8 protein-coding genes are annotated in these 12,717 nt (G+C 76.3%); 2 read left to right on the top strand and 6 right to left on the bottom strand.

Going from position 1 to position 12,717, the window contains the following annotated elements:
* The coding region (locus AB0K25_RS15900) for a chorismate synthase (RefSeq protein ID WP_363820747.1) at positions 1–324 on the top strand (324 nt) is incomplete at its 5' end.
* A gap of 304 nt (positions 325–628) precedes the next feature.
* A complete protein-coding gene (locus AB0K25_RS15905; protein ID WP_363820749.1) occupies positions 629–2,374 on the top strand; it encodes a ricin-type beta-trefoil lectin domain protein in 1,746 nt (581 codons plus the stop codon).
* 89 nt (positions 2,375–2,463) lie between these two features.
* Here AB0K25_RS15905 and AB0K25_RS15910 read toward each other — a convergent pair whose 3' ends face one another.
* The 6 genes from AB0K25_RS15910 to AB0K25_RS15935 form a co-directional block, all read right to left on the bottom strand.
* Complete coding sequence (locus AB0K25_RS15910) at positions 2,464–3,543, bottom strand: hypothetical protein (protein WP_363820751.1); 1,080 nt, start codon at positions 3,541–3,543, stop codon at positions 2,464–2,466.
* An 81-nt stretch (positions 3,544–3,624) separates the two neighbouring features.
* A complete protein-coding gene (locus tag AB0K25_RS15915) occupies positions 3,625–4,227 on the bottom strand; it encodes a sigma-70 family RNA polymerase sigma factor (RefSeq protein ID WP_363820753.1) in 603 nt (200 codons plus the stop codon).
* A gap of 222 nt (positions 4,228–4,449) precedes the next feature.
* The gene (locus tag AB0K25_RS15920; RefSeq protein ID WP_363820756.1) at positions 4,450–7,815 is read right to left on the bottom strand and encodes an AAA family ATPase; all 3,366 of its coding nucleotides are present in this window, start codon (positions 7,813–7,815) and stop codon (positions 4,450–4,452) included.
* Between the two features lie 109 nt (positions 7,816–7,924).
* Positions 7,925–10,516 (bottom strand): hypothetical protein, encoded by a 2,592-nt coding sequence (locus AB0K25_RS15925; RefSeq protein WP_363820759.1) that lies wholly within the window; start codon positions 10,514–10,516, stop codon positions 7,925–7,927.
* 6 nt (positions 10,517–10,522) lie between these two features.
* Positions 10,523–11,605, bottom strand: coding sequence for a hypothetical protein (locus AB0K25_RS15930; protein ID WP_219463166.1), 1,083 nt, complete (start codon positions 11,603–11,605; stop codon positions 10,523–10,525).
* Positions 11,602–12,690, bottom strand: a complete 1,089-nt coding sequence (locus tag AB0K25_RS15935; RefSeq protein WP_357534118.1) for a hypothetical protein — start codon at positions 12,688–12,690, stop codon at positions 11,602–11,604. The genes AB0K25_RS15930 and AB0K25_RS15935 overlap by 4 nt, the downstream gene beginning before the upstream one ends.
* Positions 12,691–12,717: the final 27 nt, after the last annotated feature.

Raw genomic sequence — 12,717 nt, forward strand, 5'->3', positions numbered from 1 at the left:
ACCGGGGTGCGTCGGGTCACCGACCGGGCGGGTGGTCTGGAGGGTGGGATCACCACGGGTGAGCCGGTGCGGGTGCGGGCGGCGATGAAGCCGATTTCGTCGTTGAATCGGGCTCTGTCGACGGTGGATGTGGCGACGGGTGAGCCGGCGACGGCGATCAACCAGCGCAGCGACGTGTGTGCGGTGCCGGCGGCGGCGGTGGTGGCGGAGGCGATGGTGGCGTTGGTCCTCGCTGAGGCTGCCGTGGAGAAGTTCGGTGGTGACTCGGTGGCGGAGATTCGCCGCAACCTGACCGGCTACCTCGACAGCCTGATCATCAGGTGAGCGCCGGCTACCAGGAAGGGCTGACACGGGTGAGCGCGAGGAGTGCAGCGCAGCGGAGCCCCGCAGTCGCGAACGGAAGGTCGGCACAGGTGAGCGCGAGGAGTGCAGCGCAGCGCAGCCCCGCGGTCGCAAACGGAGGGCTCCACCGGTGAACCCGGGCCGGGGCGCTGCGGTGACGTCCGCCGCGTGCCCCGGCATTGCCGCCTCCCGGCGCTACCGGCAAACTCCTCCCTGATCCGACTGAACTTTCGACTTGCTCGGTGCGTTGAGAGGTCGAAGCCACAGCCTGTCGAGGAGCGCACCGGTGCCACTGACCTTCACGCCCCACCGCGAGCGGCTGGAACGATTCGTCGGTGGGGTGCGGCAGCGGTTGTCACCGCTGCCCGACGGCGTACGGCGACGGCTGTCGCGCCTGCCCGGCCCGCCGATCGTCGCGCGGATCATCGCCGGTCTGGTGGCCCTCGCGCTCGCTGTGCTGGCCGGTTTCGCCGCCACCACCGAGTTCGGCACGGCCACCGCCGACACCGTGGAGGGCAAGCCGGTCCCCGCCGACCAGGCGCCGCTGATCGCCCAGGCCGCGCTCTCGTGTCCGACGCTCACCGCGCCCCGCCTGGCCGGGCAGCTCATGGCCGCCTCGGGTTTCGTGGCAGACGCGCGCACCGACAACGGTGGTTCCGGGGTGGCCGGGTTGACCGACGAGCTGTGGCAGCGGTGGCTGCCCTGGCCCGACGCGCCCCGCCTGGACGTCGCGGCGAACATCGTCGCGCTGGCCCACCACATGTGCGACCTCGTCGGGCAGGTCGCCCGGGGCGACGTCGACGGCGACACGTGGGAGCTGGCACTCGCGGCGCACCACTCCGGGATGCCCGCGGTCCAGGCCGACCGGGGTATCCCCGAGGCGGCGGCCGGGTACGTGCGGACCGTCGTCGGCTACGCCGAGTGGTACTCCCGGCAGCCCGACTTCGACCGGGACGCGACGGGCGGGCCACCGACACCTGTCCCACCCGCACCGACCGCCGGCAGCGCACCGCGCCCCATCCCCGACGAGTACCTGTCGGCGGTCCTCGCCGCCGGCCGCGCCTGCCCGGCGGTGACCCCAGCCAAGATCGCCGGACAGCTCATGGCGGCGTCGGGGTTCAACCCGAACCTGCTCGGTGCGAACGGCGCGCAGGGCATCGCCCAGTTCCTCCCCACGGTCTGGAGCCGCTACGCGACGGCGGGTCAGTCGCCGTGGGAAGCCGCCACGGCGATCGCCACGCTCGGCCGGACCATGTGTGCCCTCACCACCGACCTGGGGGGACTGACCGCCGACCCGTACCCGCTCGCGTTGGCCGCCTTCCAGTGGGGTCCGGGGGTGCAGGCCGGTGGCGCCCCGGACCTGAGCATGGTGGACGAGAACGCCAGCCGGGTCCTGGCCTATGCCGCCTTCTACGCCCAGGATCCCCGGCTCGGCGGCCGTCCGTCGACGCGACCCCCACTGCCGGCCGGCACCCGGGGCCCGGTGCTGGCCCTGCCGCCCACGCCCGCCGGTGCGGGCCCCGGTCCCGGCGCAGGCACCGGCACGACCAGGCCCGGTGCCAACCCGACCAAGCCCGCCCCGGCGGCCACCGCCCCGTCCACGCAGGCAGCGGCCCGTCCGACCACCCCGGCGCCAGCGCCGGCGGCGTCCACCGGCTACCGCATCCGCGGGTACGGCAGCACCTGTGTGTACGCCCCCTCCACTGTCGACGGCCAGCAGTTGGTGATCTGGGACTGCAACAGCTCGGCCCGGCAGAAGTGGACCTTCGGCGGTGACGGCACGATCCGGATGGGTTCGCTCTGCATGGATCTGGCGAACGCCTCCAGCGCCGACGGCACCCGCATCCAGTTGGCGACGTGCAACGGCGGCTGGGCCCAGAAGTTCTGGATCAACGGCTCCGGCGACATGGTCAACTCGGCGATCGGCAGGTGCGTCGACGTCCGGGACTGGTCCACCGCCAACGGCACCGGCCTGCAGCTGTGGACGTGCAACGGCGAGGCCAACCAGAAGTGGACGAAGGTGAAGGCCTAGCCGGCGAGGACCGACGGGACGGCCCGACCGACGGGACGGCCGGAAGCACGGGACAGCCGGACCAGTTTGGGGCGGCGGGACGGGGCTGGTCAGCGGGGGCCGGTGGGGCGGCCGATCCGGGCCGACACGACCGCCGTCCCGTCGGCCTGCGCGACCGCGAAGAACGCCAGGGTGTCGACGGCGACCGCGATCTCACCGGTGACCTCCTGCGGCCCGGTCGTCGCCGTCCACTGTGCCACCTGGTAGGTCCGGGTGTCGGCGGCGACCGCGTAGAGCCGGTACTCGACCCCCGCCGTCAGGCCGACCACGGTGGCCCGCACGTCGGCGACCGGCCCGGGTCGGTCGGTACGGGCCGAGACGGTCACGGAGAGCCGTGCCGAGGCACCTACTCCCTCCACCGTCACTCCCGCGTTGACCGGGTTGACGGTGGACCGCCCGGCGACGGGTGCACCGCTCTGCTGCCGCTGCCCGAGCGTCACCCCCAGGGACACCGCCGCGACCATGGCGAGCGTGCCGGCGACGAGCCACCGCCGTCGCCCCCGCCGGACCCGGTCAGGCTCACGGCCGGCCGGACCACGGCCGGCCGCGTCCCGGGTGCGCGGTCGATCGGTCGGGGCCGGCCGCGACGGCGCGGGAGCCGGACGTGACGGCTCGGGCCGGGCGGGCGCGACATCGGCACCGGTGGCCGTGGCCGCGCCGTCCGCCCCGACGGCCACCGGACCGGTGGACACCGTCGCGGGGTCGGAACCGGACCCCCCGCGCGGAGCCGGGGTAGGGGTGGACCCAGGGTGCCCGGTCGGGGGCGGGGCGGGGGCGGAACCGGGCCGCTCGGCCGGGACCGGGGTGGGAGCGGGCGGGCCGCCCGCCGCCAGGGTGGGACCGGACGGGCCGGCCGGCGTCGGGGTGGGAGCAGGCGGGCCGGACGGCGTCGCAGAGGTGTCGGCGGTGAGCAGGCCGGCGACCTCACCGGTGGTCAGCCCGGAGAAGGCACCCACCAGCGGGCCCAGCCGGTCACACTCGTCCAGGCAGATCACGCAGGTGCCGAGGTGGCGTTCGAACTCCCACTCGTCCTGCGGGTCGAGGTCCCCCCACAGGTAGGGAGCGCACTGCTCCAGTGGGGCGTGGGCCACCGGACCGGGGGCGTCGCTGTCGCTTCGGAGGTCGGTCATGGCCTGTCAGCTCTGCTCGGGGAGGCAGCGCCTCGCGGCCCGCCGCAGCAATCGTATGTCATCACGGACGTGGTGGACGTCTCACGCACCGTCAACCTCCCCGATCACGGCGCGTAGCGCGCGCAGGGCGTAGTGTGCCCGGGATTTGACCGTCCCCTCGGCGATGCCGAACGCCGCCGCGATCTCGGCGGTGGACAGTCCCCGGAAATAGACGGCCTCCACCACCCGGCGGTGCTCGGTGCTGATCTTGGGTAGGGCGTCCCGGATGGTCTGCGCGGTCACCACCCGTTCGGCCACGTCGGCGGTCGCCGGCATCCGGTTGAGGTCCAACGTGCCGACCTCGGTCGGGCGGGCCTGCCGGGCCCGCGCCACGTCGATGGCGACCCGGCGGGCCACGGTGAACAGCCACCGCCGTTGGGTCTCCAGGTCGTCGGCGAGACTGTCGATGCTGCGCCAGGCCCGCATCATCGTCTCCTGGAGCAGGTCCTCGGCGAGTTGCCGCTCGCCGACGGCCAGCCTGAGCAGGAACCGGAACAGCGGCTCGGCATGCGCGGCGTGCAGCGCCTGTAGCCGCTCGTCGGGCGTCAGGTCGGTGGCGGGTGGTGGGACCCCGGCTGCGGTCGACGCGTCCGCGTCGGCCGCCACCCCGATGCCGGCCCCGCCCGGCGCGTCCGCGTCCGGCACGCGAGAAAGACCTGCCAACCGGTGCCTCCCCAGCACGCTCACCGTCGGCGTGACCGGCTGCGCAAGCGCTCTCGCACCTCCGGTCCCACGTCGATCCAGGAGAGCATACGGGTCGCCCCCGGGCATGCCGTCGCTGATGTCACCCGGTCTGCGGCGACGCCGCCGGGCCCGACCCGGACGGTCCACCTGCCGGGCGGTCAGCACGCCCACCACCCGGTCCGGCTAGGCATGTGCCACCACCGGCGTGACGTCCTCCGCCAGCAGGGTCCGCAGATCCGCGACGGTCGGCCCGGTCAGGCCGCGCAACCGACCGGCCTGCCGGGTCACCGCCTCGTCGAGGACCTGGCGGGCGTACCGGCCGTTGCCGAGGGCCCGGCCGGGCGGGGCCTGCTCGAAGTGCTGACGCAGGGCGGCCAGCGTCTCCCCCGGACAGTCGTACCCGCCGGAACGGGCCAGCCCCTCGAAGATGGCCACCAGCTCGTCGGCGGTGTACGGGGCGAAGTGGACCCGGCGGGAGAACCGGGAGGCCAGGCCGGCGTTCGCGGCGAGGAACTGCTCGATCTCCGCTTCGTAACCGGCGACGATCACCACCACCTCGTCGCGATGGTCCTCCATCAGCTTGACCAGGGTGTCGATCGCCTCCCGACCGAAGTCGTTACGGGCGTCGGGCGGCGCCAGCGTGTACGCCTCGTCGATGAACAGCACGCCACCGCGGGCCCGTTCGAACGCCTCCCGGGTGCGCTGCGCGGTGTGCCCGACGTACTCACCGACCAGGTCGGCACGGGCCACCTCGACCAGCTGGCCGCCGCGCAGCACCCCCAGCGCGGTCAACAGTTGCCCGTAGAGGCGGGCCACCGTGGTCTTGCCGGTGCCGGGCGGCCCCGAGAAGACTAGGTGCCGGGAGACCGAGGGTGCCGGCAGGCCGGCCCGCACCCGGGTCCGGGCGGCGGCCAGCAGGTCGGTCAGGTCGGCAACCTCCTGTTTCACCGCGTCCAGCCCGATCATGGCGTGCAGCCGGGCCAGCAGCGTGTCCACCGCGCCGGCCGGCGGTTCGTCGTCCGCCGGGCCCGCCGTCTCGTCGAGGTCCTGCGGCAGCAACTGGGCCAGCTCCACTCCCGAGGCGGCACCGCTGTCGGACAGCCGGAACGCCTGCCGGCTGACCATCTCCTCGAAGGTCTGCCGGGCCACCCGGGCGTTGCCGAACGACCCGGTACGCGGCATCGACTCGAACCACGACTCCAGGGCGATCCGGGTGTCGTACTCCAGGGCGTAGTGGTGGCTGCTGCACAGCCGTTCGACGATCTGCACCAGCTCCGGGGAGGTGTAACTCTCGAACTCGACGGTCTTGGAGAACCGGGAGGCCAGCCCCGGATTCGCCGCCAGGAACGTGCGCATCTGCGCCGAGTAACCGGCGACGATCACCACCACCTCGTCACGGTGGTCCTCCATCAGCTTGACCAGGGTGTCGATCGCCTCCCGACCGAAGTCGTGCCCCGATCCGCCACCGTCGACCGGGGCCAGGGTGTACGCCTCGTCGATGAACAGCACACCGCCGATCGCCTCGGTGAACCGTTCGGTGGTCTTCACCGCCGTACCGCCGATGTGTTCGGCGACCAGGTCGGCGCGGGCCACCTCGACCAGTTGCCCGCCGGGCAACACGCCGAGGGCGGCCAGGATGCGGCCGTAGAGCCGGGCCACGGTGGTCTTCCCGGTGCCCGGCGCACCCGCGAAGATCATGTGCCGGGACATGGGTGGGGCGGGCAGCCCGGCGGCGGCCCGCCGCCGGCTGATCCGGTGCAGCCCGACCAGCGTCGCCACCTCCCGCTTCACCCCGGCCAGACCGACCAGCGCGTCCAGTTCGGCCAGCAACGGCGCGGCCGGGTCGTCGGCGGGCGAGCCGGCGGGTGGTGTCGCCGACACCACCGGGGCGGGGTCGGCGACCCGCACCGGGCCGGTCGGGTCGGGGCGTGCCGCGGGTGGCGACGACGGGGACACCGGCGTCGCCCCGGTCCCGTCCGCTGCCGGGCCCGGCGGCGGCTGCCCACCGTCGGTACCGACGAGTTCGACCGCGGCGGCGTCGACCGTGGTACGCAGCCGACCACCCCCGTTGCCCCGTAGCTCGGTCTCGACCAGCCGCACCGGCCGGCGCGTCTGCACCAGCACCCCCGGGCCGGTGTTGCCGAACACCTCGCACCCGGTCACCTCGCCCTGCGACTCCCCGGCCAGCCACACCCCCGGCCCGTCGCTACCCCGCACCCGGCTGCGCCGCAGCTGCACCGTCGCCCCGCGCTGGGCGGTCAGCCCGGCACCCCGGCTGCCGAGCACGTCCACGCCGGTGGCCCGCAGCCGCCCGGCCGACACGACGAGACCGGTGCCGCAGTCGCGCAGGGTCATGCCCTCCACGGTCAGCTCCCCGTCGGTCACCGACACACCGGCCGACCCGGCGTCGGTCACCGCTCCCCCTCGCGCCCGCAGCCGGGCCGACTCGGCGACCCGCAGCCCCTCCTGCGTCGGCGCGGTGACGGTCAGGTCGTCGACCTCGGGCCGGGAGGTGCCCCGGGCCAGCAGCCCGGACCGGGCCCGGACGACCGTCACCTCCCGGGCGCTGCCGGTCGCCGCGTCGGCGAAGAGCAGGCCGACCCCGTCGGTGGCGCTCAGCGTGCCGCCCTCGATCCGGGGCGCCGCCGTACCGCTGACCACCACCGCCGCCCCGGTCTCCACCTCGACCCGTAACCCCAGGTAGCTGCCGGTGGCGGCGGCCTGGACACTCAGCCCGTGCCCGCTGCCGGCCCCGACGACGCAGTCGCGCAACGTCGGGTCGGCCGTCCCGTCGACCAGCACCGCCGGGCCGGTCGCCGTGCGGATCTCGCAGCCGGTCAGCTCGGGGCTGCCCCCGGTCACCAGCACCGGGGTGCCACCGGTGTCCACGATCCGGGTGTCGACCAGCCGGATCGCGCCGTCCTCGACCACCACGCCGGGGCCGTCGACGGCGGAGATCACACACTGCTCCACCAGCCCCCGGCCGCCGCCGGTGCACAACAGCCCGCTGCCGCGTACGTCGGTGATCGTGCAGCCGCGCAGCACCGGGTCGCCGCCGGTGACGGCCACCGCCACGGTGCCGATCCCGGCGACCGTGGTGCGGACGACCTCACCGGTGCCGGCGCGTTCGAACAGCAGGCCCGCCCCGGCGGGGTTGCCCACCCGGCAGTCCCGCATGGTCAGCTCCCCCCGGGGCACGTGCACCGCCACGACACCACCGGCCCGTACGCCACACCGGGTGAGGTCCAACCGACCGCCGCCGACCTGAACGGCCGGCATGTGCCCGCCGCCACCGAGCAGCTCGATCCCGTGCAGCGTCACCTCTCCCGCGCCGACGTGCAGCGCCACCCCGTCGCCCCCGTCGATGGTGACCGTGCCCGGCCCCTCCTCGGCGATCAGCGTGACGTCGCCGCCGAGCTGGAGCTGTTCCCGGTACACCCCCGGCTGCACGACGACGGTGGCGCCGAACGGGGCGACGGCCAACGCGCCGGCGATCGTCGGCGGGCACCCCGGTTCCGTCTGGGAGACCGCCATCACGGTGCTGTTCACCCCTCACCACCCTCTCGTCTGGTTGATCCCCCGCCCACCGCACCCCGCGCGCCGCCGCCCGGCCGACGGTCGGCGGGTTTCGTCGTACCGGCCCGCCCCGCCACCGGCATCACCCCGACGGCGGGACGAACAGCCGCCCCGCCCCGTCGACGCCGACCCCCACCGGCAACGGCGGGGTGCCGCCGCCCGGCACGTCCCCCACCCCGGCGACCGCCCGCAACCGCTGCAGCGTCTGCTCGCCGCCCGGGGTAGGCCGGCCGGCCGGCAACTCCCGCAGGAACACCTGCCGCAGCTCGCGGTCACCCACCGGCTCGTCCGCCAACACCTGGAAACAGGTCCCGGCGGGGAAGACCGCCGTACCGTCGGTCCGGGGTCCGGTGTGGACGCCGGCGGATGTGGTGCGGGCCCCGGTGCCGGCCGTGCCGAGACCACCCAGCCGGCGGGCGCCGACGGACCAGATCACGAACTGCACCCCGGCGTCCGGCACCGGCGCGGGCGTCGGGTCGACGTCGAGGAAGGCCGGCTCCACCAGCAGTGTGCCGGGCGGGTAGCCGCCCGGCGGTGCGACGGCCGCGGCGCGGAAGACCGGACCGAAGACCACCGGCAGGCGACGCAGCCCGTACCCCACCCAGCGGGCCAGCACCGCCGCATCGTCGGCCGGCACGGCATCGCCCCGCAGGACCGCGTTCACCGTCTGCCGTTCCCCGACGCAGTAGGCGCGGACGGCGACCAGGCCCGCCGGCAGGTCCGGCGCGCTCACCGCAGCCACCCGCAGGCCGGGTTCCTCCGCCAGGGTCCGGGTCACCACCTGCGTGTACGAGTCGTAGCGGCCGGCGAGGATCCGCCGCAGCGCCGTCCGGTCCCCGGCGGTGGGCGCACTCCCGTCCAGCCGGAACGTCACCGGGACCCGCGTCGGGCCCTGCGGGGCCGGTCGCGGTCCGGGGACGGCGGCCGGCGGCACGCCGGGGCCGCCGGGTGCCGGTTCCGGTCGGCCGGGCGCCGCGTCGGGGGTCCCGACCGGGGTGTCCGGACGACCGGGGGTCAGGGCCGATCTGTCGTGGGCTGCGGCGGGTGGCACGGTCGGGTCGGGGGGCGGGTCGGGGCGGGGGCCTTCCGGGCCGGGCGGGGGCGGGTCCGTCGGCTCCGGGGCCGGCGGACGACCGTCCCCGGTCACCTCCGGCGACCCGACCCGGATCAGGTCCAGCCGGGGAGCGGCGAGGTGCCGCCACCGGTCCGCACCGTCCGCCGGCACGGCTGCCGGGTCGACGGCCGATGCGGACACGCCGACCAGGAGCACGCCCGGGGTGTCGCGGGCCGTACCGGAACCGTCCGACGGCGCGGCGACCGGCCCGACCGGGCGGGCGGTGGTCACGACGGGCCCGGCACGGGTCATGGCGGGCGCGGTGCCGGTCGTGGCCGGCGCGGCACCGGTCATGGCCTGCGCGTCGTCAGGTGGTTCGGAGGTGGCGGGCGCGACGGGTGGCGTGGGGGACGCGGCGGGCAGGTCCGCCGGGGCGGGGAGCACCGGGCCGAGGTCGGTCACCGTGCGGGCGGTGCCCGCCGCCGGCCGGGGACGCCACCGGCGGAACGTGCCCGTGGTGGTCAGCAGCCCCGTGGCGGTGACCTCGACCCGGGCGTCACCGGCGACGACCGGAGCGCCGAGGGCGTCGGCGAGAGCCCCGAACAGCATCCCGGCCGTGGCTGGGTACGGTGCGTCACCGCAGAGCACCACGGGTCGCCCGGCACTCCGCAGGGCGGCCAGGTGACCGGCGAGCACCCCGGGTGGCACCGGCCGCCCGTCCACCTGGAAGCCGCCCGCGCCGAGCGCCACCTCGACCAGGTAGACGTCGAGCGGCACCGGAGCCTGCCGGCCCGGGCCCGCGACGTCGTCCCGCCCCACCGGCGTGCCGGCGGTCGGCGGGCCGACGGGGTCGGGCAGGAAGGACCAGCCACCGGGGACCGGTCGTCCCGGCGGGCGGCCCCGGTCACCGGCCGGCTGCCCGCCGGGAGCACCCGGACCGCCATCACCCGTCGGTTCCGGCCGTCCCGCGTCCTCAACGGACCGGGCGGGCCCGACGGACCGGGCGGGCAGGGTGGGTTCAGCGGACAGCGCGGGCACGGCAGGCAGGGCGGGTTCGGCGACACCGGGGCGGCGCGGCGCGGCGGGCGGCGGCGGCCAGGCGGCGGGCAGCCACGTGTAGCCGTCCCCGACCGGGGCGACCAGCCAGCCCTCGGGGCCGCCGACCGGCCGGGACGGCCCGGCAGGCGGCGGGCACCAGGCGGCGGGCGGGTGCTCCGGTCGGGCGGTGCCGCCGTCGGCGACGATCCACCGGCGGGCCGCCGGCACCCCCCGGGTGGACACGGCCGGGGCGTCCAGCGGAACCGCCCCGTCGATCCCGAGATCCGTGGCGAGCCCGGCCGCCAGGTCCGGCACCGCCACCGGGTCGGCGTAACCGCCGAGCGGGGCCAGCCGGAACCCGGCGGCCGACCCGCCGAGCTGGCGGGGCAGCAGGTCGGCCAGGAGCCCGAACAGGTCCGGTCGGGCCGACACGGCCGCCGAGCAGAGCACCACGGTACGGTCCGGGTCGGTCGGCAGCCGGGCGGCCACCCCGGCCAGGGCGGCGTACGGCTCCGCGGCGGCGTGGACGAGGAGCACGGCACCGACGACGGCGGCGTGTACGGGTTCGGGCGGGGCGGTCATCGTCGGTCAGCCCGCCGTCCGTCGGACCACGCCGGTGGCCTCGACCAGCGCCGCCCGGGACCGGTGCACCGCCACCGCGTCCACGTCGGGGGGCGCGTAGCCGGCCGCCCGGATCGCCGCCAGCAGGCCCTCGTCCGGGGCGATCCGGTACCGGGTGAGGTAGTGCGCGGTGGCGGCGGACCAGATCCACCGGCCGTCGCCGAGCAGGTCCACCGGCACCGTGCGGCCCGGGGTGACCACGTCGGGCACCCCGGCCGGGCCGGTCAGCAGGGGGAACCCGGCGGCGAGGTAGCCGGCGACCCGGTTCGCCTCCGCGGTCGACAGTCGGGCCCGGTCGGAGCCGAACGTCGGGTTCCCGGTCGCGTCGAGGGTGTCGAAGGTCGCCGCGACGCGTACCCGCTCGGCCGGTCGGGCGGCCCAGAGCAGGACGGCCTCCGCGAGCGCCCGCCGGTGGTACGCCGGCAGCCCGGCGAGGTGCCCGAAGACCTCGACCAGCGGTTCGGTCTCGCCCACCGCCGCCAGGGCGGCCTGGAGCCGCGCGGTGAGCGCGACCGCCCCGGTACGGGCCTGGACCAGATAGACCCGGGTGGCCGACGGGTACGGCGTGGCCGACGCCGGGCGTCGCCAGACCCGCCACAGCCCGGCGGGCTGTGCCGCCCCGCCACCGAGGGCGTCGACGGCGGCCCGGTCGACCTCGTCCACGCCGTCGGACGCGACGTCCCCGACGGGCGGGTGCACAGCGGAGCTGGCCGACCCGGGCGGGCCGGCGGCGGGACCGTTGCCGGGCTGGCCCGGGTCGGCGGGTGGGTCGGGTGTCCAGAGGTAGGGCGGGGTGCGGTCGTCCCCGGCGCGGGGCAGGTCGGCGAGCAGGTCGTCGGGCGCACCGGCGGCGACGAGCACCCCGCTGAGCAGCAGCACGTCGGGGTCGGTCAGCCGGATCTGCCGGGCGACGGCGGCGAAGGCCACCATCCGGGCCACCTCGGTCACCGCACCGTCGGCCAGCCGGGCGCGGGCGGTGCCGAGCAGCGCGGCGGGGGCCTGCCCGGCGATCCGCAGCAGGAGCCGGTGCATCGCCGACGGCACGCTCATGCCTCCACAACGGGGGGCCCGCCGTGATGGTTCACCCCGGTCCGGTCGGGGTCGCACATCGCCGCGAAGAGGTACGACAGCGAACGGTGCACCGCCACCGCGTCGAGGGTCGGGGCGGTGTAGTCGGCGGCCCGGATCGCCGCGAGCAGGTCCGGTTCGGGGGCGAACCCGTACTGGTCGGCGTAGTAGGTGACCGCCTCCGACCACAGCCACCGCCCGTCGCCCCGGACACCCGTGGGCACCGGGTCGACGGCCGACGCCGGATCGAAGCCGTCGGCCGACCGGTGCGGGCTGGTCAGCAGCGGCACCCCCGCGCCGAGGTAGGCGACGACCCGTTCCGCCTCGTCGTCGCTGAGGGTGCCGGGTGGGTCGGCGGGGTCCGGTGGGGTGGCCGTCCGCAGCGGCCCGGCGGGGCGGTCGGCCCAGAGCAGCGCCGAGTAGGCCAACGCCCGCCGCTGGTACTCCGGCAGCTCCACCGGCTCACCGAACGCCTCCACCAGCGGATGCTGTTCCCCGGCGGCCTCCAGGGTGGACCCGATCCGGGCGGCGAGGGCGACCGGTTGCGCGCCCTGCACGAGGTAGAGCCGCTTCGGCACCGGATACGGCGTGTCCACGGCCGGGTACCGCCAGGCCCGCCAGAGCCCCACCGGCCCAGGCGAGGCAGCCACCGTGGCGATGGCGACCCGGTCGAGGTCGTCGGGCCCGCCCGGGCCGTCCCCACCCACGGTCAGGTCCATGCTGTACGGCACCCGCCCACCGACCCCGGCCAGCACCTGCGGGCCCACCGGGGCCATCCCGTACGCCACCGGCGGGGCTTCGCCGGTGGACAACCCGGCGAGCACGTCGCCGTCCGCACCGGCGTCGGCCAGGAGCCCGGCGAGCAGTACGTGCTCGGGCGCGGTGAGCCCGACGCCCCCGGTCAGGCAGGTGAACACCACCGCCTGGGCCACCTCGGCCAGCTGATCCGCCGCGAGCCACTGCCGGGCCGCGCTGACCACCTCGTCCGGGGCCTGCCCGGCGAGGCGCAGCAGCAGCCGGTGCACGGCGGTACGCCGATCGGTGGTCGGCCCGGTCGTCGTGGTCATGCCCCCACAACGGCCCCCGGGGCGTGC

Origin of the sequence: Micromonospora sp. NPDC049257 (assembly GCF_040678915.1) — a bacterium.
Lineage (GTDB): Bacteria > Actinomycetota > Actinomycetes > Mycobacteriales > Micromonosporaceae > Micromonospora > Micromonospora antibiotica.